Here is a 22,370-nt window from a genome sequence, read left to right on the forward strand (position 1 = left end):
CATGCCGGAACTTCAAGCGAAGAATGCCACGGTGCAGAACAGGCATTGGCGCAGCCGTTGCTGGTTCTGCGCCGTTGAGGAGCGGATCCTCGGGTCTGCGCGCGTCGCTTCGCTCCTTGCCCCGCCCGTGGATGACGAACGCGAAAGCGCAACCAAATTTGACCATGTGGACAAATCTCACCCACCGTTCCATAGTCCCCGGCGTCTGACATTTTTGGAACGGCCGGCTCGACACGGCTGTCGAACAGAGGGGCACTTCATGGAAAACGACCGTAGCAAAACGCAACGCGCCGGCCTGTCGCGGCGCAACCTGCTGGAACTTGGCGCGCTCGGCCTCGCGGCCACCGTGCTGCCCAGCGCGGCCTTCGCCAAGGACAAGAAGCTGAAGGTGGCGGCGATCTTCGCCACGCCGATCGAGGAGCCGTGGGACAACCAGATCCATGTCGCCCTGCAGAAGGCCGAGAAGGAACTGGGCATCGAATACAAATGGTCGGAAAAGGTGCAGACCGCCGACTTCAGCCGCGTCATGCGCGAATATGCGCAGGGCGGCTACCAGTTGGTGCTGGGCGACGCCTTCGCCGCCGAGCGCGAATCGCGAAAGACCGCCAAGCAATTCCCGAAGACCGCCTGGCTGTTCGGCTCCGGCGCCGGCCCGGCCGAGCCCAATTTCGGCGTCTTCGACAACTGGATCCATGAGCCGGCCTATCTCTCCGGCATGATCGCCGGCAAGATGTCGAAGTCCGGCACGGTCGGCGCCGTCGCGGCAATGGGCATTCCGGAAGTGAACCGCCTGGTCAACGCCTTCTTCGCCGGAGCCAAGGAGGTCAATCCGAACGTCAAGAAGAAGGTCGCCTTCATCGGCTCCTTCTTCGATCCGCCCAAGGCCAAGGAAGCGGCCGTCGCGCAGATCGACGCCGGCGTCGACGTCATCTATGCCGAGCGCTTCGGCGTCATCGAGGCGGCAGTGGAGAAGAAGATCTACGCCATCTCCAACATGTCCGACCAGTCGAGCCTCGGGCCAGATACGGTGATCACAGGCCCGGTCTGGGACATGTATCCGACGGTCGAGCAGGCGATCAAGCTGGTCAAGGCCGGCGTCTTCACCGCGCAGGACTATGGCGATTTCTCGCGCATGGCCAAGGGCGGCTCGTATCTGGCGCCCTACCACAAGTTCGACAAGACGCTGCCCGCCGAGGTGAAGGAACTGGTCGAGAAGAAAAAGGCCGAGATCCTCGAAGGCAATTTCCGCGTCGACGTCGACGAGAACACGCCGGTTTCGGATTGATGCATTTTGAGGGTGGCGCGAGGCCCCCTCTCTGTCCTGCCGGACATCTCCCCCTTCGAGGGGGGAGATCGGCAGTTTCATTGACGGCGCTCGATCTTTTCAACGTTGAAAGTTGACGAAAGCCGGCGTGACATCTGATCTCCCCCCTTGAGGGGGAGATGGCCGGCAGGCCAGAGAGGGGGGCCTCGCGCTGCCCTAAAGCATGTCTCCCGAAAGTGGGAACCGGTTTCGGGATAAAGACATGCGTAAAATCAAAACCTAAAGCGCGTGGAGCGCATCTGAAAGATCGCGACGCGCTTTAGGCGGTTAGCCGGATCGCAAATCCAGGGAGCACCCTTGTCCGCCCCACTCATCGAAATGCGCGGCATCACCAAGAGCTTCGGCGCCGTCAAGGCGAACGAGGCCGTCGACCTCAGCGTCGCACCCGGCGAAATCCTCGGCCTGCTTGGCGAGAATGGCGCAGGCAAGACGACGCTGATGAACGTGCTGTTCGGCGCCTACGCGCCGGACGCCGGCGAGATCCTGGTCGAAGGACGGCCCGTCGCCATCCACAATTCGGCCGATGCGCTCGCCGCCGGCATCGGCATGGTGCATCAGCATTTCCACCTCGCGCCGCGCCTCACGGTGCTGGAAAACCTGCTGATCGGCATTCCCGGCAAATCCGGCCGCATCGACCGTGCGCGCGGGCTCGCCCGGCTCACCGAAATCAGCCGGCAGTATGGGCTGAGCCTCGATCCGAACCTGCCGGTGTCGGCGCTGTCGGTCGGTGAGCAGCAGCGGCTGGAGATCATCAAGGCGCTGTTTCGCGGCGCGAAGCTTTTGATCCTCGACGAGCCGACTGCCGTGCTGGCGCCAAGCGAAGTAGACGGCCTGTTCGCCGCCCTGCGCTCGATGGCGGCGCAGGGGCTCGGCATCATCTTCATCTCGCATAAGCTGAACGAGGTCCGGGCGCTCACCCATCGCTGCGTCGTGCTGCGCCATGGCAAGGTCGCCGGCCGCGTCGACCACCCGGCAGAAACCACCTTGGCCGAGATGGCCAGACTGATGTGCGGCCACGAAATCGTCCCACCGGTCAAGGAGGCTTCGACGCCCGGCGCCGCCGTGCTGATGCTCGACGGCATCTCCACCGCCGGCCATGCCGGCACGCCGCTGCGCGACGTCTCGCTGGTCGTCCGGGCGGGCGAGATACTCGGCATCGCCGGCGTCTCCGGCAACGGCCAGCGGGCGCTGGCCGATGTCATCTCCGGCATGCTGCCGCCAAGGGCCGGCACGATGACGATAGCCGGCAAAACGGTGACGCAATTCTCGCCGCGCGAGCTGCAGGCGCTTGGCCTCGGCCGCATCCCGGAAGACCGCATGACCACCGGACTGGTCACCAACCTGCCTCTAGCCGATTCCATGGTTCTGCCGCGGATCGGCACCGAGGCCTTCAGCCGCAAAGGCCTGCTCAACCCGGCGGCGATCCGCGCCTTCGCCGAAGAACAGATCAAGGCCTACGACATACGCTGCCCTGGCCCGATGGTGCGCGCCGGCGCGCTCTCCGGCGGCAACCTGCAGAAGGCGCTTTTGGCACGCGAGCTCGCCTTCGACCCGAAAGTGCTGATCGTCTCGCAGCCGACGCGCGGCCTCGACATCGGCGCCGCCCGCTTCATCCACGAGAAATTCCTCGCGATGCGCGCCAAAGGCTGCGGCATCATCGTCATCGGCGAAGACCTCGAGGAATTGCTGATGCTCTCGGACCGCATCGCGGTGATGTATGAGGGCCGCATCGCCGGCACGCTTATCAGCGCCGATGCCACCGTCACCAGGCTCGGCTTGATGATGACCGGCGCCGGGCAGACCGAGGAGGCGGCCTGATGTTTCGCCTCGAAGCCCGCACCTCGACACCCGCCTGGTTCAATCTGGCGCTGCCGCTGATCGCCATCGCCGCGACGCTCATTCTGTGCAGTGGCCTGATCGCCATCGCCGGCGCCGGCGTGATCGAGGCCTATGGCGTCATGCTGTCGGCCTCGCTCGGCGACAGCTACGCCATCACCGAGACCCTAGTGCGCGCCGCCCCGATGATCTTCACCGGCCTTGCCGTGGCGATCGCCTTCCGCGCCAAATTCTGGAACATCGGCGCCGAGGGCCAGCTGCTCGCCGGCGCGGTGGCGAGCTGCTTTGTCGGCGCGATCCCGATGCCGGGCACCCTCGCCATGCTGTTGATGGCGATTGTAGGCGCCGCCGCCGGCGCGCTCGTGGCGCTGGTGCCGGCGACGTTGCGCATCAAATTCAAAGTCGACGACGTGGTGAGCTCGCTGCTGCTAAACTCGGTCATCTATTACGCGCTGATGGCGCTGATCGAAGGGCCGTGGAAGGACACCTTTTCCGGCTACCCGATCTCGCCACCGATCGAGGATTCCGCCAACTTCCCGGTGCTGATCGAAGGCACGCGGCTGCATCTCGGCGTCGTCGTGGCGCTGATCGCAGCGCCGCTTTGCTGGTTCCTGATCGCCCGCACCACGCTCGGCTTTAGGATCCGCGTCACCGGCGAAAATCCGGAAGCCGCCCGCTATGGCGGCATCAGCGTGCAGCGCGTGCTGCTCTCGACGGCGCTGCTGTCGGGTGCGCTCGCCGGGCTCGCCGGCGTCGGCGAGGTTGGCGGCGTGCATTTCCAGGTGATGAGCGACATCTCGCCGGGCTATGGCTATTCCGGCATCGTCGTCGCCATGCTCGCCAGGCTCAACCCTCTCGGCGTGGTGCCGGCGGCGATCTTCCTGGCCGCCGTGATGACCGGCGCCGAAGCGATGTCGCGCGCAACCGGCGTGCCGGCCTTCCTGAGCGACGTCATCCAGGGCACGGCGCTGCTTGCCATGCTGGTGGCGCTGCTCTTCACCGCCTACCGCGTCCGCCGCGTGGGAGCGCAGACATGAGCGCGGTGTTCGAGCAGATTTTCCAGGTCGGCTTCCTCGCCGCCATCATCCGCATCGCCACGCCGCTCGCTTTCGCCACACTCGGCGAAATGTTTTCCGAACGCGCCGGCGTGCTCAATCTCGGCATCGAAGGCATCATGCTGCTCTCGGCCATGGCCGGTTTCACCGCCGCCAGCCTCAGCGGCAGCCTGTGGCTGGGCGTGCTGGTGGCCGTGCTGGTCGGCGCGCTGATGGGCGCCCTGCACGCGCTGTTCACCGTCGCGCTGGGCCTCAGCCAACATGTCTGCGGCATCGGCGTGACCCTGTTCTGCTCGGGCCTTGCCTATTTCCTCTACCGGTTGATCTTCGGCCAGCAATCGGTGCCGCCCAGCATCGACGGCTTCAAGCCGGCGCCGATCCCGCTGCTCTCGGACATACCGGTGATCGGCCCTGCCGTGTTCAACCAGTTCACCCTCGTCTATCTCGCCATCGTCGCCATTCCGCTCGCCGCCTTCGTGCTCTACCGCACGCCATGGGGGCTGTCGGTGCGCATGGTCGGCGAAAACCCGCGCGCGGCGGATTCGGCCGGCGTCAGCGTCATCGCGACACGCTTCCAGGCGGTTATCCTCGGTGGCGCGCTGATGGGGCTTGCCGGCGCCTTCCTCACCATGGCGCAGTTCAATGCCTTCACATTCGGCGTCGTCTCCGGGCGCGGCTGGGTGGCGATCGCGCTGGTCGTGTTCGGCCGCTGGGATCCGTGGCGTTCGGCAGGCGCGGCGCTGCTCTTCGCCTTCGTCGACGCGCTGCAGCTGAGGATGCAGGCCAGCGGCCTCGGCCACATCGCCTACGAAGCCTTCCTGATGCTGCCCTTCATCTTCACCATCGTCGCCATGGCCTTCATGTCGCGCAACGCAGTGGCACCTTCGGCGCTGCTGAAGCCGTTTCGGAGGGAGGAGCGGTAATTTCCTTGCCCCGCAAGGCGGGGGAGAGGTGGCGCGAAGCGGCCGGAGAGGGGTCTGCGTCGACGGTTGCTCTTTTGGCGACGCGTTTGCGCCAAATTCTCAGCCGGTTCTGGCTTCACGCAGGGCGTCCCCTCCCCGTCTCGGCTCCGCCGAGCCACCTCTCCCCACTTTCGTGGGGCGAGGAAAAGCCTCATATCGCCGTGAACGCGTTGTCGACAAACAGATGCGCGCCATTGACGAAGCTGGACTCGTCGCTGGCCAAAAACAGCGCGGCCTTAGCCACTTCCTCGGGCTCGCCGATGCGGCCCTGTTGCGCGGCCATGGCGGCATCGGAGACATCGACGCCGAGCTTGCCGAGATCGGCCACTTCGCGCAGACCGTGCGGCGTGCGGATGAACCCGGGGCAGACGGCGTTGCAGCGGATGTTGCGGTCACGGAATTCCACCGCTATGGCCCGCGCGAACATGTGGCAGGCGCCTTTTGTGGTGTCGTAGAGCACCTCGTTCGGCGTCGCCGCCACCGCCGAGATTGAGGAAGTGCAGACGATCGAGCCGCCGCCGGCGGCGATCATGCCGGGCAGCACCGCGCGCGTCATCAGGAACATCGAGCGGACATTGACGGCATGCAGCCAGTCCCATTCCTGCAGCGTCGTCTCCAGGAAGGGCTTGATCACGATCGTGCCGGCATGGTTGAACAGCACCGTGACCGGACCGAGCTCATCCGTCGCCGCTTTCACCGCCGCCTCGACCTGCGCCTCATCCGAAACATCGGCCACGAAATGCTCCGCCACATGGCCCCGCGCCCGGATCGCCGCCGCGGTCTTGCCGGCCGCCTCGCCATTGCGGTCGACGATCGCCACCTTGGCGCCTTCGGCGGCGAACAGCTCGGAAGCCGCCCCGCCCATCCCCGTCGCGCCGCCCGAAACGATGGCGACCTTGCCCGCCAGCCTTCCACCCATTTTTGTCTCCCTGGATTCCGTGAGTGTTTTAGATGCTATCGCCTCGCGCGGGGAATAGCCAAGCGCTCAAAGGAGGCCGTTTTGCCACTGAAAGTCCGTGGTTCCAGGCATTTGTCGGGCAGCCCATGCTCCGCTTGCTCGCTGGATCTTCCACTCTGGAGGAGCACGAATTACCCTGGATTGCACCATCCCTGAGAACATTCTCCCAAAAATCCTTGAAAAATAGCAATCGACAAAGTCTACTTACTTTATAGATTAAGCGCTGAGACGGAGGCCGATATGTCCTATATCCAGAACGCTCAGACCGCCCGCAAGGGCCAAAGGCTGACCGCCGACCAGAGCTGGAGGCCCGCCTATGGCGGTACCTTCGCCTATCTCGTCTTCGCGCTTGCATTCGTGTTCACCGGCGCGGTGGTGCTGGGGTTGATCCCCTGATTTCAAGGCGGGCCGAGACCCGCCGTCAAAACAATCTGAGTTGCGTAACCGGAGTGGAAAGCTGGCCGAGCGCCGGGGCGGTGTCGCGCGCCTGCGTCCTCGGATTTGGTTTAAAAGGCTTTGGAGCGGGGCAAGCCGACGTGATGGAGGAGATGGCAATGCCGATCGAGTTCACGCATGTTCCCGGTAAGGCTGTCAATGGCGGCTTCTTCTATGATTTCGCCGAGACGGCGACCAAACTGTCGCTGATCGAGGATGCCGGTTTCCGCAGGCTGGTGGTGGACGATCCGGCCGGCCTGCTCACCAATATGGACATCGCCGCGCAGACGCTCGACCGCACCGGTTCGCTGGAGGTGGTGTTGACGCATTGGGCCGGCGTGATCGAGCCGACGGTGGCGGCAAGGCAGCTTGCCGCGCTCGACCGCAGAGGCGGCGGACGCCTGTCGCTTCGCATGCTGAGCGAGCCGCTGGAAGACAGCGATGCCGAGGCGCGACCGGTTGGCCACAGCGTGGTTTGGCAGCGCATCGACGAATATCTGGTGCTGCTGAAGCGCCTGTGGTCGAACGACAGGCCCTTCGACCATGAAGGCGCCTTCTACAGCGTCAGGGGCGGCTTCGTGCCTCGCAAGGGCCCGCATGGCGCCGATCTCGTCATCCGGCTTGGCGGCCAATCGGGCACCGCGCTGAAGGTGGCCGGCAAGCATGCCGATGTCTTCGAACTGGCCGCCGGCTCGCCGGACGAGGTGCGGCAATTGATCGAGCGTGCGCGCGGCGCCGCCGCCGAGCACGGCCGCGCCGGCAGGTTGCGCTTCGCGCTGCCGGTCCGCATCCACGCGGATGGCTGGAGCGGAACCCCGGATCACAAGGCGGTCGAGATCGCCGGGCCGCCGGCGCGGATTGCCCTGGCGCTTTTGCCCTATGCGGCGCTCGGCATCGAGGAATTCATGATCAGCGGCATCGACCGTCCGGGCGAGATCGTCCGCATTGGGCGCGAGACGATCACGCTGCTCGCGAATTCGCTGGCGCGCCGCGAGGCGGAAATTCCGCAACCGGGTGCGTTTGCCTCATCCCCCTTTGCGGAACACCGCATAGGCTGAGTCACGGCGTGCCGGAGTACTCCAGCCCGTCCATCACGTAATCCGCGAACAGGAAATCGCGGATGCCGGCGATCCGGCTGTCCTTCCAATCGATGAGGATGAAGTAGCGCGGCGGTCCGTCCGGACGCTCCGGGCTGGTGACCAGGATGGCGGGCCGGCCTTCGACAAGGCCGGTCGCGAAATGCCAATGCGTTTCGTCGGCATAGCGGCCGAAATAATTGCCGACATATTCCTTGCCGTCCGCGCGCAGCCGATTGACCAGCTCCAGCTTGACGTCCTCGGCCAAAAGGCCGCGCAGCGTATCGAAATCCCTGGCGTTGAAGGCAACTACATAGTCGCCCAAGCGGCGCATGTCCTGCCGGTCGAGCGCCGGACGGGGCGGCGCCATGCGCGGCGCGGCCGCCAGCTTGCGCAAGCTTTCGCGCCCGCGCTGCAGCGCGCCCTTGATCGCCATGTCGGATGTTTCGAGGATTTCGCCGATCTCTTCCAGGCTGTGGCCGAGCACATCCTTCAGCACGACCGCGCACCGTTGCGCCGGCGGCAGCTGCATCAGCTCGGCCAGGCTCGCCTCGGCGGCGATGCGCGCGTCCAGCGCCGAATTCTCGTCGGCGATCGTGTCGAGCTCGACCTCGCTTTCGCGGCCCCGCAAGCGGGCGCGCTTGCGCAGGAAATCGAGCGCCGCGTTGTGCGCGATGCGAAACAGCCAGGGTTCGGTCCTATCGGGCATGTCGCCATTCCTGATCGCAACGAAGCCTTTGGCCAAAGCCTCCTGGACGATGTCCTCGCCATCGATGACCGATCCGACCATGCGTGACGCGTAGCGGTGCAGCCTGGCTCTCAGCGAAGCGGCCTCGCGCTCGAAGGCGCGGAGGCGGGACTCGGTCGCCGCAACGGCCTGATCCTGCGAACCGGTCACGCAACCTCCTAGTTTTCTACGCCACCCGTATGGGAATAGGTCGTGTGGCCCATTATGCTCTCGCCCGCGGCCAGCTCAACGATGCTCTTTATGTAGTCGGCGAAGTGGGGATCGGCGCGGAAGGCCGCGATGTCCTTGCCGAACGCCATTGCGAGATGTTGGCGACCTTGCTGCCGTCGCCGCCGACGACCACGGATGACGACAGCGAGCCCGGCTGCTTGCTGAAGAAGTTGCCTTCGGCGAGCGTCCTGGCGAGTTCCTGCTGCTTGCCCGGCTTGGCGGTGAAGACGTTGATCAGGGTCACTGTGGTCGACATGGCTCGGCTCCGTTTATGCTGATGGCGGAGGCGGTCGTGGCTCTCACACCTGTTACGACCCTCAAGACGAAGGCGGAACCGCAAACAGAACGGCGGGGCGAAAATTCTCGATGAGACCCCGAAATAATCTTCAGCGCGCCGCGTCCGCGAGTTGCCGCAACGCGGCGATGACGGCCTCCGAATCCGCCAGCGCGCCGAAGATCCCGTCCTCGACCGTCACCATGTGCAGCGCCGCTTCGTGCGCATACTGGTCACCGCTGGCGCAGGCGTCCGAAACCGTCAGGCATTGGAAGTTGCGGTCGCAGGCCTCGCGCAACGTGGTGTGCACGCACACATCCGTCGTGCAGCCGGTGAAAAGCAGATGCGTTATGTCCCGGGCGCGCAGCACCATCTCCATATCCGTATAGGTGAAGGCGCTGTTGCAGGTCTTGTCGATGATGATGTCCTGCGGCGCCACGTCGACATCGGCGGCGATCTGGAAGCCCGGGCCCGAGCGCAGCATGACATCGGTGCCGTCGAGGCCGGCCCGCTTGCGGCGCCATTTCTCGTAAGGCGTCATGTCGGCCATGTCGGCGCGGTAGCCTTGCCTTGTGTGGATGATGATGATGCCCGCGGCGCGAGCCGCGGCAATCAGCCGGTTCACCGCCGGCAGGATGGCTCTCAACGGCGCCGGATCATAGCCTTTCCTGGCGAAATAGCCGGTCGGCGACAGGAAATCCTCCTGCAGATCGATGACCAGCAGCGCCGCATGCTGCGGCTCCAGCCTGCCGTCATAGGGAAAGTCGAAGGGTATCGCCTTGATCATCGGTCACCTGCTTTGGTCGTTGTCGGTGCATCGTGCTCGCTAGCAGACCTGCGGTCCAGCCCGCAGCGTACCCAGGTGGCATCGGCGCATCGTAGATTGTTGATCGCACAGTCATCTTTATAGTTGACTCGGAAATTCATGTTTCATAGTCAACTGCCATGGCTCGCCCTGTGTCTGATCTCAATGGCGGCCACCGCATTGCGATGATGAAGCGAGGACGAGCCTTGTCCTGGAACGGTATTTTCGCGGCGCTGGCCGTGTCCCTCATTCTTTCGGCCGGCATCGCCGGGGCGCAAGAACAGCCGGCGACGCAGGCGCCGGCTGGGCAGCCGATAGCACCCGCCGCGCAGGAGCCAATCGAGCAGGCGCCGGCGGCGCCCGCCGCCACGCCGATGGCGCAGGGCCTCCAGCCGGCTCCGAACGGCGCCGTCGGTGAAGAGCCTTCCATCGCGCTGACACTGCCGCATGACCTGTCGCCCTGGGGCATGTTCATGAATGCCGACATCGTCGTGAAGGCGGTCATGGTCGGGCTGGCCTTCGCCTCTCTCGTCACCTGGACGATCTGGCTTGCCAAGTCGCTGGAGGTCTTCGGCGGCAAGCTGAGGGCCCGCCGCGCCGCCGATGCGATCGGCAATGCCGCGACGCTGACCCAGGCCCGCCGGGAACTCGGCCATAGCGGCGGTCCGGGCGCGCTTCTGGTGCGGGCGGCGGAAGAGGAACGGGCGCTATCGGCCGGCGCGCTCGACCACGTTTCCGGCGACGGCCTGAAGGAACGCGTCGCTTCCAGGCTCTCGCGCATCGAGGCGACGGCGGCGCGGCGCATGTCGCGCGGCACCGGCCTGCTCGCCACCATCGGCTCGACGGCGCCCTTTGTCGGCCTGTTCGGCACCGTCTGGGGCATCATGAACGCCTTCATCGGTATCTCGCAGGCGCAGACCACCAACCTCGCCGTGGTGGCGCCGGGCATCGCCGAGGCGCTGCTTGCGACCGCGATGGGCCTTGTCGCGGCCATCCCGGCGGTCGTCATCTACAACGTCTTCGCGCGCTCGATAGCCGGCTACAAACAGATCCTCGCCGACGCCTCAGCCGGCGTCGAGCGGCTGGTCAGCCGCGACCTCGATTTCCGCACGGTGCCGCCGGCAGCGGCGATGGCGGCGGAGTAGCGGCGATGGCGGCGCGGATTCGCGAGACCTCCGGCGACGATCTTGAGGAAAGCCACGACATCAACGTCACGCCATTCATCGACGTGATCCTGGTGCTTCTGATCATCTTCATGGTCGCGGCACCCCTCGCCACCGTCGATGTCAATGTCGACTTGCCCGGATCGACGGCGACGCCGGCGCCGCGGCCCGAGACACCTTTGTTCCTGACGCTGAAAAGCGATCTGACGCTGGCGATCGGCAATGACAGCGTGCCGCGTCCGGCCTTTGCCGGGATGCTCGACAGCCGCACCAAGGGCGACAAGCAGACGCGCATCTTCCTGCGCGCCGACAAGACGGTCGGCTATGGCGACCTGATGGAGGTCATGAACCTCTTGCGCGCCGCCGGCTATCTGAAGGTCGCGCTGGTCGGGCTGGAAACGGCGGGCGGAACTGGCGCCGCCGCGCCCGCCGGAACCGTGGCCCCCGCCGCAAGCGGAAGCGCCGCACCATGACGCAAGCGGCCGCCGCTCCGGACGGGCTCAGGCTGCCGCGCCCCGGCGCGCGCGCCGCCGGTCTTTGGACGGCCGCGGCCGCGATCGTTCTTGCCGGGCATGTGGCCGTTGCCTATGGCTTGCAGAATCTCAGCTTTGCCGATGCGGACGGCGGGCCGCCGCCGACCCTGGCGATCGACCTGGCGCCGCTGCCGAGCACGCCCGCCATCCCCGAAGAAGCCGCCATGCTGGACACGGTGACCCCGGAGCCGCCCGACGCGGCGGAGGAGACGGACAAGCCCACCGATGTGCAACCCCTGACCGACCCGGCGCCGGAGCCGGTGGCGGAAGAGCCGGTCGCCGAACCGCCGGTCGAAAACGAGGCGGCACAAGAGGCCGAACCGGCCGAGCGGATGGCGGCGCTGAGCGAGCAGCCGCCGCTGGAAGAAGTCGTGCCGGATCCCGTCGAGGCGATCAACCCCGATGTCGTCGTGCCTTTGCCGGAGAAGCGGCCGGTCGAGGCGGACGAAAAACCGGTAAAGCCCGTCGAAACGAAAAAGGCGGAGAAAAAGCCCGTCGAAAAGCCGAAGTCGCGGCCGAAAAAAGAAAAAGCATCCGCTCCCAGGACGTCGATGACGGCGAGCATCGACGCTAAGGCGGCCGCGCCCAAATCAACCGGGAGCAACTCCAAGCCTGGCGACGACTCAAAATGGAAGTCCCGGCTGTATACCTGGCTAGGAAGGCATACGCGCTATCCGAGCGCGGCGCGCCTCAGGCGCGCGAAGGGCACCGCGAATGTGGTTTTCACGGTAGCTGCCTCCGGGCAAGTGACATCCGTACGATTGGCGCGATCCTCAGGCGACGCCGATCTAGACCGGGCCGCGCTCAAAACTCTCCAGGGCGCTACCGTACCTGCGCCGCCAGCTGAGAAGGCCGGCACGAGCGTTATCGCGCCTTTGTATTTCTTCCTGGAAGATTGAAGACGGCTCCGACCGCTTCGGAGCGATTGACGGAAGCGCTCAGCTTTGTCCTCAATGCGCCAAGAACAGTCTCGATTGAAAGCCTATGACAGCACTGACCCGCCGCGCCCTTCTCAAGACCACAGTTGCCGCCGGACTCGCCGGGATCGGCGCCGCGACCGTCGGCAGATTGGCCGGTTGGGCGGCGGCGAAGCCCGAACTGCTGATCCTGAAGACCACCAGCATCGAGGCGCGGCTGATGGACGGTGCGCCGACGCAGAATGTTCTGACCTATGGCGAGGCAGGCCCGCCGCCGGTCGTCAGGATGCGGAAAGGCGAACCGTTTGCCGCGCGGCTGATCAACGGCATCGATGATCCGACGACCATCCACTGGCACGGTATCCGCGTTCCCAACAAGATGGACGGCGTGCCGTTCCTGATCCAGCCCTATGTCTATCAGGGCGACCATTTCGACTATGCCTTCACCCCGCCCGACGCCGGCACCTTCTGGTACCACCCGCATTGCAACACGCTGATCCAGATGGGTCACGGGTTGACCGGCGTGATCGTGGTCGAGAACCCGAAGGACCCCGCCTTCGACGCCGAAATGGTGATCAACCTGCGCGACTGGCGGCTCGGCGACGATGGCCAGTTCATCGAGGCGTTCCGGCCGCGCGACGCCGCAAAGGCCGGCACCTTCGGCACGGTGCGCACCGCCAATTGGCTCGAACAGCCGCAATTCGATGCGCCGGCCGGCGGACTGGTGCGGCTGCGCGCCGCCATCACCGACGTCACCCGTATCTATGCCTTCCGCGTCGACGGCGCCGAGGCGGCGGTGATCGCGCTCGACGGCAACCCGGTGCCGCAGCGGTTTACGCCGGACGCCTTGCAGATTGGACCCGGCCAGCGGCTGGAGCTTGCCATCCGTATGCCCGACGAGGAAGGCGCGATCGTCAGCCTGCGCGACGTCCGGGGCACCAAGCCGAAAATCGTGGCGACGCTGCGTTCCGTCGGCAAATCGCTCAAGCACGATCTGCGCGATCTCGGCCCGCTGGAAGTCAATCCGGTGGCGGAGGTGGACCTTTCCAGCGCCAGGCGCATTCCGCTGGCGCTGAGCGCCACGGCGGAAAACGTTTCGGCCGACAGCATCTGCGGTTCGCTCGGTTACAGTTTCTGGGCGATCAACAAGGTGCCGTGGCCGGGCGACACGCCCGACCCGACCGCGCCGCTAGCCGAGCTGAAGCTCGGCAAGAGCTATATCATCGACATGGAGAACCTGACGCCGCACGCGCACCCGATCCATTTGCACGGCATGAGCTTCAAGGTGCTGTCGTCCTCGACCAGGCCAGTGCAGCCGCTCGTCTCCGACACCTATCTCATCCAGCCCGACGAGAAGGTGCAGCTGGGATTCGTCGCCGACAATCCCGGCGACTGGCTGCTGCATTGCCACATCATCGAGCATCAGAAGACAGGCATGACGAGTTATTTTCGGGTGGTGTGAGCGCATTGGTGCACTAATGCATGTCGCCCAGAAGTGCGCAGCGGTTCTGGGACAACGACATCATCAAAACAACGACTTAAAGCGCGTCGCCCGAATCCGTTTCAGCGCGACGCGCTTTAAAGCAATTCCGGGAAAAGTGTGAGCGGTTTTCCGTCCGGAATAGCGTAAAAACAAAGAGATAACGCGGTTCGCCGTTTCCGCGAAACGGTGAACCGCTCTAACGCGCGGCATTTCCGCGCCTGTCTCGGGTTGACGCGTTTGGCCGAATGCCTAGGTAGGCAGGAGGGCGCTGGGGCGGCACGCAACTCCAACCGACGGCATGACATCCTTGCGTATTCGAAAACTTGCCTTTGTTGCGGCAGGCATCTCCATCCTGTCGTCCTGCGTCATCCCGGACGATACATCCAGCATCGCCAAGGTCGACCCCACCACGGCCGCCGCCCGCAAGGAGATGGTCGGTCTCAGCGAGGCCGATGTCCGCATGTGCGCCGGCTTTCCGACCGCGACGGCCGATACGGGACCATCCGGCCAGATTTGGACCTATCAACGCACCGTGCAGCGCGGCAACCTCAGCATCGCGGTGCCGACCATGGCCGTGGGCGCGATTCCCGCGGTCGGCGGGTCAGTCAATGTCGCCCCCGGCGGCTACTGCAACACACAGATCCGCATGGTCGGCGGCCATGTCGCCGAGGTCTCCTATGCCGGCGACAACAATCTGCCGAACAGCGTCGATGCGCTCTGCGTCAGCACGGTGGACGCCTGTGTGGCCTATGCGCGCCAACGCAATCACAAGGCGAGGGCAGTTTCCAGGTGAGTGGAGCGAGGCCGGTCCGAGACTCCGCTTGTGTCAGCGTTCTCCAGGGTGAATGGCGCCGGGGAGGCGTTAGGCGAAACATGCCGGCCCCGGGTCCCGTGGACCAGTCCGGGATTCGTCCGGCGCCAAGCCCTTGGTTCGGCAGGATTCAGTCGGGCGCCGGAAGCATGTATGCTCGACGATACTGATTCTTCCGATCATTTTTGGCTGGTCGATGTGAGAAAAATCGTCGCCGCACTCAGCGTAGCCGTCGTTCTTGTCGTCGGGCTGCTTTTCCTTCTGCCCGCGCTGGTCTCGACCGACTGGGTTCGTGCTGAACTAGGCCGGCGATTGTCGTCCGCGACCGGAATGACCATTCGGCTGGACGGGCCTGTCAGGCTGTCGCTGCTGCCCAGGCTGGCGGTGGTCGCGGATGATATTTCGCTCTCGACCGGCACGGGCGACATCGCGATATCCGCTCCGCGCTTCTCGACGTCGATAACGCTGTCGTCGCTATGGTCGAAAAAGCTCGAGATTCAGTCGGTTGCGCTGGCGGATCCGACAATCGCGCTCGAGGCTTCGGCGAGCGCGGAGCCAGCTCCCGAGCCGAAGGATGTTCAGGCTGATCCCTTCGCGGCGATTGTCGATACGCTCGAGCGGCTGTCGATCAACCGGCTGACCATAACGAACGGCACCCTCACCTCAGGCGCATCGACAGGGAACGCCGCCAAGGTGACGGCGATCGACGCCGACCTCAGGGTTCCGGACCTCGACCGGGAGGTCTCGTTTTCATTGGCCGGCACCAGCAACGGCCGTCGCGTCGACATAAGCGGGAGCCTTTCCGCCTTTAGGCCGATTCTGAAACGGCTGCCGGCCCAAATCGCCGTCGAGGCGCGGCTCGATCCGGCGCCGGTTGCCAAATTCTCTGCCTTGCAGGCGAGCGGCGAGATCCAGCTCAACGGCAATGGCAGCTATCAGATCAAGGGCGGGAAGTTCGAGATCGGCGACCAGAGCTTCCAGATGGACGCGCTCTTTCAGCCCGGGCCGCGGCATCGCTTCTTCGCCGACCTGGCGGCCAAGCGCGTCGATATCGACGCCTTGAGCGATCTCGGAAACGGCGGTTCCAGCGCGGGCAAAGCTTCGGCCGGCTCCGGAGAGCCTGATCTTGCCATGCTGGCCGCTTTCGACGCCGACATCAGCGTGACAATCGATGAGTTGCTCAGCGGCAAGATACGGGCTTCCGATGTCCAGCTCGCCGCGACATTGCGCGACGGGCATCTCGAGGCAAAGCTGGAGCATTTCGGCCTCGACGCGGGAAGCCTCACGGCGAACGCCTCGACGAATGTCGCTGAAACGCCTCCGACCATACGGGGCAATGTTGCGAGCTCGGGGCTGGACATCGGCTCGATAGCGAAGCTGGCCGGACAAGCCGTGCCGCTGTCCGGCAAGCTTACGGCCGATATGGGATTCGCTTTTCGTGGGCTTGCCGCGCAACGCATCCACAGCAGCCTCAATCTGCAGGGAACGGTCGGGATACGCGAAGGCAAGCTTCCGCTTGCGGCGCTTGCCGATGCCCAGGACCGGACCGCCAACGACATCACCGGGCTCACTCTTGACGCGAAGGTTCGCGACATCGGCAAGCCGGTCGATGTGACAGGCAAGCTCGCCTGGCGGGGGCAGGCTGTTGCGTTCAAGTCCCAGGTCGCGCCCGCATCCTTTCTGGCCGGTGGCTCCGTCGCCGATGCGTCCGGGCCGATCAGCCTTTCGGTCTCCTCCAAATATCTCGAAGGCAGCATAAGCGGCACTGTCGGGGGTGGCGGCACGGTCAAGGGCCAGGTCTCGGCCACATCGCCCTCGTTCGACAGGCTGATGCAATGGCTGGGACAGGGCGCGTCCGGCAGTCTGCAGGACTTTGCCTTCAAGGGCGATGTCGACGCTAGCCAAACGCAATTCTCCTTCCAGAAGGCCACCATCGCTTTGAACGGCGTCAAGGCGTCCGGGCAAGGCTCGGTGAAGCTGGGAGAGCCTTTCACGATCCGGACGTCGCTCAGTTTCGCGAAACTCGACCTTGCAGCGCTCGCTGGCGGCGGTGCCGCAGCCGGCGGCAAGCAGAAACCGGGCGTGGCAACCGACGCGCCGGTCGATCTCTCCTTCCTCAAGGGTATCGATGCCAAAGTGGATATCCGGGCCGACAAGCTCGGCTATGGCAAGGTCTTCGCCGGGCCGGTGGCGACCAGCCTGACGGTGACGGATGGGAAGGCTCACCTGAACCTGCCGCAAAGCCCCTTCTATGGCGGTACGATCGCGGCCGAAATGACCGCCGACGGCTCCGGCAACGCCGCTTTCCTGGACCTCAACACCGCAATCACCGGCGCGGCCGCGGCGCCCTTGCTGCGTGATGCGGCTGATTTCGACCGCATCGAAGGAACGCTTGATGCGACGGTCGCGATTTCAGGCGCGGGAAAGACCACCAAGTCGCTTGCTCGCTCGCTCGGCGGCAAGGCGGCGGCAAAATTCAGCGATGGCGCCTTCCGCGGCATCGACATAGCGGAGGTCTACAACAATTTGGTCGGGCTGCTCGCCGGCGGCTTCAAGCAGGATCAGGCCAAGAAGACGACATTCACCGAGCTCGGCGCCTCGTTCGCGATCGAGAACGGCGTCGCGCAGACGACGGACATCAGCCTGCTGGGCCCGCTGCTGCGGATGGACGGCTCGGGCAGGATTGATCTCGCCGACCAGACGCTCGACATGCGTCTCAACCCGCGCGTCGTCGCTTCGCTTTCAGGCCAAGGAGGCGACGTTGCCGTGAAGGGCATCGGAGTGCCGGTCGTGGTCCAGGGCCCGCTCTCCGCGCCCCGTGTGTACCCGGACCTGAGCGCGTTGGCCAAGGACCCGCAGAGCGCGCTGGATATATTGAGCCGCCTTGGGCTGCCAACCGGAAAACTCAATCTCGACAAGCTGATCCCGGGCCAAACGGGCTCGAACGGCGACGGGTCCGGCAAGGGAGCGGCGGATCTGATCGGCGATCTTCTGCGCAACGCCGCGCCCCGGCCGAAGGCGCCGCCCGCCGCGCCGGAACCACCCGTGACGCCGAACAACGGCAATGCGGAAAACGCGGCGCCGACAAATTCGGACAGCAGCAGCGGGACCGAGGCCGCCGCGCCGGCGGCCGAACCCGCACCGGTCGACCCGCAAGCCGACCCCCAGCCCGCCCCTGCTTCGCCCGAAGCCCCAAAGAAAGGCGAAATAGACACGCTTCTCGATCAGCTGGCGAATTAATTCCCCGAACACGTGGATTTTGAAAGATTGCCGTTTGTCTTGGCGCAGGATTTTCCGTTCATGTCCGTGACATCAGCGCCGACGCCGGGGGTTGGTTGAAGCCGCCCCGACCTCGTCATTCTATGGCGGAGCAAGGAGCGAGCGACGCGGCGCAGACCATAGAATCCATTCCGTGACTTGGAAGCGCCGCCACGGTGCAGAATTCTGCTCCGTTGCACGCCTTGGCGAAGGTAACGGCATGGATTCCAGGGTCTTCGCGACGGAGCTTCGCTCCTGCTCCGCCCTGGAATGACGACGCGATAGGCGTTTCGGCCAATCTCCAAGGCGTGCCGCCTGCCTGACGCCGGCGGTACATGATCTAACGCTCATATGTGCGACCGAAAATCAAAGTGATCTCGGCCGCCGCAAATCGCCCCAATCAGGACGTTGTTCCGGCCTTGATCTGGAGAGGTTGGAGAGGTCGATGAAATTACCCATTCTTACCCTTGCCGGGACCATGCTGGCGGTGATGCCGGCGGTGGAGGCGGCGCCGATCATCGGCGTGCCGGCTGAAAATAGCCTGGTGCGGGAGGCGCATGTCACATGCGCCTATCTGACCGAGGACGGATACTGCGTTCGGCCGCACAACAAGCACCAATACTGGCGGAAACACTATTACCAGCCCGCTTATCGCACCTATGAGCCGCAGCCACGGGACGAGTATGACTGGCGCTATCAACGTCCGCGGCCGATTATCCGGGTCGTTCCAAACTACCCCCCGCGGGACGAAGATAATTGGGATGACTGGGACGATTGAGGCGCCTTGAGGCCGAGACCCTGCCAAGCGTCTCTTAGCCTCTAGTGGCCGGCATTCGGCGCCCGGGCAGCGCCTTTGCCGGCCTATCCACGAAGAGCCGAGGCTGTTCCTTCTACCGCTTCAGCGCGATGCTGATGCCGCTGAGATCGGCATTGACCTGCAGGCCGACCTGCCTGCCGGTGAGCTCGAGTTGAGCGCCCTTGTCATTGGTCATGACGATCACCTGGGCGCCCTTGCCGAGGGCCCCGCCGCCGCCGGCAGCGCCGTAGACGCCCGTCACGTCGCTTGCGCGGCGGATATGGCGCACCCTGCCCTGGAAATAGGTCTTGGAGGCCCCGAAAGCGAGGCCGCCCGAGACGCCGCCGACCGAGATCGGATAACGTTTGCCATGGAAGGTCAGCGTGCCTTCACCGCCGGAGCCGCCGATGAAGAAGGCCGCCTTGTAGACGGAAAAGCGGATCGTGCCGCTGTCGGCGTGCGCGGCGCTGGCAATGGTCACGCCCGCGGCGGCGATTGCCGCAACCGCGACGGAACGGAACCTGGACGAAATCTGCATGATGGAACTCCTCAAGGATCGCCGCTTGCCCAACCGGCCGCGCACGTTGGCTTCAAATGTATAGCTGAACCGAATTGCCCCGCCATTGGTTCCAGCCACGCGGCCCGAAATCCGGCGGTCACGAAATGGCGAGCAAGGAGGCAGAAGGCGACGTGAAAAGCACCGGCGGTGCTGGCTGGTGGAGCTGAGGGGGATCGAACCCCTGACCTCATCATTGCGAACGATGCGCTCTCCCAGCTGAGCTACAGCCCCGTTCCAGCGGATCGGCTTGTATCGGTCGCGGCCGTTTGATGTCAAGGCGAAAGACCGGGCCGGCCACAAGCGCCGTGGCCGGGGGGCCTTGCCCACTCGCCAAGCCCGCGGGCCTTGCCCGCACGGCAAGCCCGCGGGCCTTGCCCGCACGCTTAGCAATGGCTACATGTCGGCGACAATTTGGAGACCGGCATGATCGCCCTTATTCAGACCATCGTCATGGCGCTTGATATCTACTGGTGGATCATTATCGCCTCGGCGATCTTTTCCTGGCTCTACGCCTTCAACGTCGTCAATTCGCGCAACCAGTTCGTCGGCAGCGTCGGCAACATGCTCTATCGGCTGACCGAGCCGGCCCTGCGCCCCATCCGCCGCTTCATGCCCGATCTTGGCGGCATCGACATTTCGCCGATCATCCTGCTGCTGATCCTTTTCTTCATCCGCCAGTTCCTGGTCACCACGGTTTGGTCCTGGGTCGTGGCCGGCGGCTGATGAGCACGCCGTTTCGGCTGCGCGACAACGGCATCGACCTCTTCGTGCGGCTGACGCCGAAAGCGGCGCTTGACCGGATCGACGGCATCGAGACCGCCGCCGACGGGCGCAGTCACCTCAAAGCCCGCGTGCGCGCCGTGCCGGAAAACGGCGCCGCCAATCAAGCGCTGGAGCGGATGATGGCCAAGGCGCTGGGTGTGCGGGTGTCGGCCGTTTCCGTAGTCGCCGGCGGTACATCGCGGCTAAAGACGCTGCGGGTTGTGGCGGATGCGGCTGAGTTGGTGGAGCGACTTGAGACGCTCAGCAAATAACGCTGGCGACGCCCCCTCATCCGGCCGTTACGCGGCCACCTTCTCCCCGGCGGGGAGAAGAGCTTGGCGCCGGCGCCGACCTGCTCCTCTCCCCTTGGGGAGAGGTCGGATTGCCCCGAATTGCTCTTCGCAATTCGGTCGGTAATCCGGGTGAGGGTGAGTCTTCAAAACCACTCAATCCCCCAGCGGCAGCTTCGGATCGTCCACCTTCAGCGTGTTCACGCTCTGCTTGATGCGCCGCAGATTCTCCAGCACTTTCGGTCCGCGCGATTCCGCGACCGTGGTGGCGATCATGTCGACGATCGCCAGGAGCGCGTAGCGCGACGAGGTCGGCTTGTAGATGTTGCCGTCCTCGACCGACTGCAAAAGGATCACCGTGCCGGCGACCTTGGCCAGGGCCGAGTCCGGCGCGGTGATGGCGACGGTGGCGGCGCCATATTGCTGTGCCACCTCGACCGCCTCGATCACCGAGCGCGCATAGCCCGAGACGGAGAAGGCGAGCAGCGTCGTCTCCGGGGTCGCGACGGCGGCATACATGCGCTGCAGCTGGCCGTCGGTCTGGGCGAGCGCCGAGAGGCCCAACCGGAACAGCCGGTTCTGCATCTCCGTCGCCATCATCGAGGAAATGCCGCCGGAGCCGATGCAGAGCACGTTGCCGGAACTTGCAATCCGGGCGGCAACATCCATCAGCGTCGTCATATCGAGGTTTTCGCTGGCGCGCTGGATGGCGGCAATCGCCGCCTCGGTGATGGCCGAGGCGATGCGCTGCTCGCGCGCGTCGCGGCTGAGCGGCTCCGGCGACAGATACTGGCCGCCGATGGCGATGGCCTGCGCCAGGTAGAACTTGAAATCGCGAAGCCCCTCGCAGCCGAGATTGCGGCAGAAGCGGGTGACGGTCGGCTCGCTGACGGCGACGCGCGCGGCGATCTCGGAGATGGCCGCCTTCGACGCGAAATCGAGGTCGGAAAGCACCAGCCCCGCCAGCCGTCGGTCCGATTTGGTGCCGTCCTGCGATATCAGATGCAGGCGGGTGATGATGTCGGCCGGGCTCTTCATCGTCTTCTCACAGCGGCAGGCCGGTCGCCTTGTCGAAGAGGTGGATGTTGCGCGGATCGACGCTCACCGGCAGCCGGTCGCCGGGCTTCACCTGCAGCCGGTCGCGGAACACAGCGCGTACCGTGTCGTCGCCGACCGAACCGTAGACATGGGTTTCCGAACCGGTCGGCTCGACGACATCGACCTTGATCGCGATGGCATTCTCACCGGCGCCGACGACGAAGTGCTCGGGCCGGATACCGGCTTCGACCGTGTCGCGGCCGGAAGCCGCTTTGCCCGAGAGCGCCAGGCGGCCGCCGCCGCTGGTCTCGAACCAAGACTGAGCTCCGGCCGTCTTCAGCGCGCCAGAGACAAAGCTCATCGACGGCGAGCCGATGAAGCCGGCGACGAATTTGTTGGCCGGCCGGTCGTAAAGCTCCAGTGGCTGCCCGACCTGCTGGATGCGGCCGCGGTCCATCACCACGATACGGTCGGCCATGGTCATCGCCTCGATCTGATCGTGAGTGACGTAGACGATGGTCGATTTCAGCCGCTGGTGCAGCGCCTTGATCTCGGTGCGCATCTGCACGCGCAATTGCGCGTCGAGATTGGAGAGCGGCTCGTCGAACAGGAACACCGAAGGTTCGCGCACGATGGCGCGGCCCATGGCGACGCGCTGGCGCTGGCCGCCCGACAATTGCCGTGGATAGCGGTCGAGATAGGAGAAGAGGTTGAGCACGCCCGAAGCCTTCTTCACCTTGTCGTCGATCGCGGCGCGGTTCTCGCCGCGGATTTTTGGGCCGAAGCCGATATTTTCCGACGCCTTCAGATGCGGGAACAGCGCGTAGGACTGGAACACCATGGCGATGTTGCGCTTCTGCGGCGGCAGGTCGTTGGCGCGCGTGCCGCCAAGGACGAGATCGCCGGAGGTGATCGTCTCCAGCCCGGCCAACATGCGCAGCAGAGTGGACTTGCCGCAGCCGGACGGGCCGACCAGAACGACGAACTCGCCGGTCCGGATATCGAGGTTGATGTCTTCGAGGATTTTGTGCTGCCCGAAGGATTTCGACAGGTTGCGGAACTGGACGTCGGTCATGG

Annotated in this window: 22 protein-coding genes and 1 tRNA gene; 15 read left to right on the forward strand and 8 right to left on the reverse strand. The window is 65.0% G+C overall.

What is annotated here, in order from left to right:
- The first annotated feature begins 259 nt into the window (after window positions 1-259).
- The 4 genes from EJ068_RS13740 (at window position 260) to EJ068_RS13755 (ending at window position 5,138) form a co-directional block, all read left to right on the forward strand.
- A complete protein-coding gene (locus EJ068_RS13740) occupies window positions 260-1,285 on the forward strand; it encodes a BMP family protein (RefSeq protein ID WP_127253691.1) in 1,026 nt (341 codons plus the stop codon).
- A gap of 336 nt (window positions 1,286-1,621) precedes the next feature.
- Window positions 1,622-3,142, forward strand: a complete 1,521-nt coding sequence (locus EJ068_RS13745; protein ID WP_127386310.1) for an ABC transporter ATP-binding protein — start codon at window positions 1,622-1,624, stop codon at window positions 3,140-3,142.
- On the forward strand, window positions 3,142-4,197 hold the full coding sequence (locus EJ068_RS13750; RefSeq protein ID WP_127252624.1) for an ABC transporter permease: 1,056 nt from the start codon (window positions 3,142-3,144) through the stop codon (window positions 4,195-4,197). Before EJ068_RS13745 ends, EJ068_RS13750 begins: the two co-directional genes overlap by 1 nt.
- Window positions 4,194-5,138 carry an ABC transporter permease gene (locus EJ068_RS13755; protein ID WP_127252623.1) on the forward strand — a complete coding sequence of 315 codons (945 nt, stop codon included), beginning with the start codon at window positions 4,194-4,196 and terminating at the stop codon, window positions 5,136-5,138. Before EJ068_RS13750 ends, EJ068_RS13755 begins: the two co-directional genes overlap by 4 nt.
- Window positions 5,139-5,328: 190 nt before the next feature.
- Here EJ068_RS13755 and EJ068_RS13760 read toward each other — a convergent pair whose 3' ends face one another.
- The gene (locus tag EJ068_RS13760; RefSeq protein WP_127252622.1) at window positions 5,329-6,096 is read right to left on the reverse strand and encodes an SDR family oxidoreductase; all 768 of its coding nucleotides are present in this window, start codon (window positions 6,094-6,096) and stop codon (window positions 5,329-5,331) included.
- 279 nt (window positions 6,097-6,375) lie between these two features.
- Here EJ068_RS13760 and EJ068_RS13765 point away from each other — a divergent pair, with 279 nt between their 5' ends.
- Window positions 6,376-6,531, forward strand: a complete 156-nt coding sequence (locus EJ068_RS13765) for a hypothetical protein (RefSeq protein WP_095816548.1) — start codon at window positions 6,376-6,378, stop codon at window positions 6,529-6,531.
- A 158-nt stretch (window positions 6,532-6,689) separates the two neighbouring features.
- Window positions 6,690-7,628: an LLM class flavin-dependent oxidoreductase gene (locus EJ068_RS13770; protein ID WP_127252621.1), complete on the forward strand. Its 939-nt coding sequence runs from the start codon at window positions 6,690-6,692 to the stop codon at window positions 7,626-7,628.
- Window position 7,629: 1 nt separating this feature from the next.
- Here EJ068_RS13770 and EJ068_RS13775 read toward each other — a convergent pair whose 3' ends face one another.
- The 3 genes from EJ068_RS13775 to EJ068_RS13785 form a co-directional block, all read right to left on the reverse strand.
- On the reverse strand, window positions 7,630-8,544 hold the full coding sequence (locus EJ068_RS13775) for an RNA polymerase sigma factor (protein WP_127252620.1): 915 nt from the start codon (window positions 8,542-8,544) through the stop codon (window positions 7,630-7,632).
- Window positions 8,545-8,632: 88 nt separating this feature from the next.
- Window positions 8,633-8,860, reverse strand: coding sequence for an antibiotic biosynthesis monooxygenase (locus EJ068_RS13780; RefSeq protein ID WP_127252619.1), 228 nt, complete (start codon window positions 8,858-8,860; stop codon window positions 8,633-8,635).
- Window positions 8,861-8,990: 130 nt separating this feature from the next.
- Window positions 8,991-9,665, reverse strand: coding sequence for an isochorismatase family cysteine hydrolase (locus EJ068_RS13785; RefSeq protein ID WP_127252618.1), 675 nt, complete (start codon window positions 9,663-9,665; stop codon window positions 8,991-8,993).
- A gap of 224 nt (window positions 9,666-9,889) precedes the next feature.
- On the opposite strand from EJ068_RS13785, the gene exbB reads away from it, so the two are divergent.
- From exbB to EJ068_RS13820, 7 genes are all read left to right on the forward strand, one after another.
- Entirely contained in the window at window positions 9,890-10,828 is a 939-nt protein-coding gene (exbB, locus tag EJ068_RS13790) for a tonB-system energizer ExbB (protein ID WP_127252625.1), read from the forward strand.
- A 5-nt stretch (window positions 10,829-10,833) separates the two neighbouring features.
- Window positions 10,834-11,319, forward strand: a complete 486-nt coding sequence (gene exbD / locus EJ068_RS13795; protein WP_127252617.1) for a TonB system transport protein ExbD — start codon at window positions 10,834-10,836, stop codon at window positions 11,317-11,319.
- Window positions 11,316-12,278: an energy transducer TonB gene (locus tag EJ068_RS13800; RefSeq protein WP_127252616.1), complete on the forward strand. Its 963-nt coding sequence runs from the start codon at window positions 11,316-11,318 to the stop codon at window positions 12,276-12,278. The genes exbD and EJ068_RS13800 overlap by 4 nt, the downstream gene beginning before the upstream one ends.
- Before the next feature lie 85 nt (window positions 12,279-12,363).
- The gene (locus EJ068_RS13805) at window positions 12,364-13,758 is read left to right on the forward strand and encodes a multicopper oxidase family protein (protein WP_127252615.1); all 1,395 of its coding nucleotides are present in this window, start codon (window positions 12,364-12,366) and stop codon (window positions 13,756-13,758) included.
- A 328-nt stretch (window positions 13,759-14,086) separates the two neighbouring features.
- A complete protein-coding gene (locus EJ068_RS13810) occupies window positions 14,087-14,572 on the forward strand; it encodes a hypothetical protein (RefSeq protein ID WP_245463414.1) in 486 nt (161 codons plus the stop codon).
- Window positions 14,573-14,743: 171 nt separating this feature from the next.
- On the forward strand, window positions 14,744-17,830 hold the full coding sequence (locus EJ068_RS13815; RefSeq protein ID WP_129554595.1) for an AsmA family protein: 3,087 nt from the start codon (window positions 14,744-14,746) through the stop codon (window positions 17,828-17,830).
- A gap of 463 nt (window positions 17,831-18,293) precedes the next feature.
- Window positions 18,294-18,626 carry a hypothetical protein gene (locus EJ068_RS13820; protein WP_127253532.1) on the forward strand — a complete coding sequence of 111 codons (333 nt, stop codon included), beginning with the start codon at window positions 18,294-18,296 and terminating at the stop codon, window positions 18,624-18,626.
- 112 nt (window positions 18,627-18,738) lie between these two features.
- Here the strand turns inward: EJ068_RS13820 and EJ068_RS13825 are convergent, their stop codons facing one another.
- Window positions 18,739-19,182 carry a hypothetical protein gene (locus EJ068_RS13825; RefSeq protein ID WP_126080528.1) on the reverse strand — a complete coding sequence of 148 codons (444 nt, stop codon included), beginning with the start codon at window positions 19,180-19,182 and terminating at the stop codon, window positions 18,739-18,741.
- Window positions 19,183-19,358: 176 nt separating this feature from the next.
- Window positions 19,359-19,434 (reverse strand) — tRNA-Ala (locus EJ068_RS13830).
- Between the two features lie 192 nt (window positions 19,435-19,626).
- Between EJ068_RS13830 and EJ068_RS13835 the strand changes: the two genes are divergently transcribed.
- Together EJ068_RS13835 and EJ068_RS13840 are read left to right on the forward strand one after the other, a co-directional pair.
- Complete coding sequence (locus tag EJ068_RS13835) at window positions 19,627-19,926, forward strand: YggT family protein (RefSeq protein ID WP_042645595.1); 300 nt, start codon at window positions 19,627-19,629, stop codon at window positions 19,924-19,926.
- Entirely contained in the window at window positions 19,926-20,237 is a 312-nt protein-coding gene (locus EJ068_RS13840; RefSeq protein ID WP_126080527.1) for a DUF167 family protein, read from the forward strand. The genes EJ068_RS13835 and EJ068_RS13840 overlap by 1 nt, the downstream gene beginning before the upstream one ends.
- A 174-nt stretch (window positions 20,238-20,411) precedes the next feature.
- Here the strand turns inward: EJ068_RS13840 and EJ068_RS13845 are convergent, their stop codons facing one another.
- A complete protein-coding gene (locus EJ068_RS13845; protein ID WP_127253533.1) occupies window positions 20,412-21,293 on the reverse strand; it encodes a MurR/RpiR family transcriptional regulator in 882 nt (293 codons plus the stop codon).
- 7 nt (window positions 21,294-21,300) lie between these two features.
- Window positions 21,301-22,368: a sn-glycerol-3-phosphate ABC transporter ATP-binding protein UgpC gene (gene ugpC, locus EJ068_RS13850; RefSeq protein WP_127253534.1), complete on the reverse strand. Its 1,068-nt coding sequence runs from the start codon at window positions 22,366-22,368 to the stop codon at window positions 21,301-21,303.
- Window positions 22,369-22,370: the final 2 nt, after the last annotated feature.

The organism is Mesorhizobium sp. M2A.F.Ca.ET.043.02.1.1 (assembly GCF_003952405.1).
Lineage (GTDB): Bacteria > Pseudomonadota > Alphaproteobacteria > Rhizobiales > Rhizobiaceae > Mesorhizobium.

Bases quoted from the DNA above. Each gene is read 5' to 3' on its own strand.
- EJ068_RS13740 (WP_127253691.1), top strand. From the start codon at position 260: ATGGAAAACGACCGTAGCAAAACGCAACGCGCCGGCCTGTCGCGGCGC.
- EJ068_RS13750 (WP_127252624.1), top strand. From the start codon at position 3,142: ATGTTTCGCCTCGAAGCCCGCACCTCGACACCCGCCTGGTTCAATCTG.
- EJ068_RS13755 (WP_127252623.1), top strand. From the start codon at position 4,194: ATGAGCGCGGTGTTCGAGCAGATTTTCCAGGTCGGCTTCCTCGCCGCC.
- EJ068_RS13760 (WP_127252622.1), bottom strand. From the start codon at position 6,096: ATGGGTGGAAGGCTGGCGGGCAAGGTCGCCATCGTTTCGGGCGGCGCG.
- EJ068_RS13765 (WP_095816548.1), top strand. From the start codon at position 6,376: ATGTCCTATATCCAGAACGCTCAGACCGCCCGCAAGGGCCAAAGGCTG.
- EJ068_RS13770 (WP_127252621.1), top strand. From the start codon at position 6,690: ATGCCGATCGAGTTCACGCATGTTCCCGGTAAGGCTGTCAATGGCGGC.
- EJ068_RS13780 (WP_127252619.1), bottom strand. From the start codon at position 8,860: ATGTCGACCACAGTGACCCTGATCAACGTCTTCACCGCCAAGCCGGGC.
- EJ068_RS13785 (WP_127252618.1), bottom strand. From the start codon at position 9,665: ATGATCAAGGCGATACCCTTCGACTTTCCCTATGACGGCAGGCTGGAG.
- exbD (WP_127252617.1), top strand. From the start codon at position 10,834: ATGGCGGCGCGGATTCGCGAGACCTCCGGCGACGATCTTGAGGAAAGC.
- EJ068_RS13800 (WP_127252616.1), top strand. From the start codon at position 11,316: ATGACGCAAGCGGCCGCCGCTCCGGACGGGCTCAGGCTGCCGCGCCCC.
- EJ068_RS13805 (WP_127252615.1), top strand. From the start codon at position 12,364: ATGACAGCACTGACCCGCCGCGCCCTTCTCAAGACCACAGTTGCCGCC.
- EJ068_RS13815 (WP_129554595.1), top strand. From the start codon at position 14,744: ATGCTCGACGATACTGATTCTTCCGATCATTTTTGGCTGGTCGATGTG.
- EJ068_RS13820 (WP_127253532.1), top strand. From the start codon at position 18,294: ATGAAATTACCCATTCTTACCCTTGCCGGGACCATGCTGGCGGTGATG.
- EJ068_RS13825 (WP_126080528.1), bottom strand. From the start codon at position 19,182: ATGCAGATTTCGTCCAGGTTCCGTTCCGTCGCGGTTGCGGCAATCGCC.
- EJ068_RS13835 (WP_042645595.1), top strand. From the start codon at position 19,627: ATGATCGCCCTTATTCAGACCATCGTCATGGCGCTTGATATCTACTGG.
- EJ068_RS13840 (WP_126080527.1), top strand. From the start codon at position 19,926: ATGAGCACGCCGTTTCGGCTGCGCGACAACGGCATCGACCTCTTCGTG.
- EJ068_RS13845 (WP_127253533.1), bottom strand. From the start codon at position 21,293: ATGAAGAGCCCGGCCGACATCATCACCCGCCTGCATCTGATATCGCAG.
- ugpC (WP_127253534.1), bottom strand. From the start codon at position 22,368: ATGACCGACGTCCAGTTCCGCAACCTGTCGAAATCCTTCGGGCAGCAC.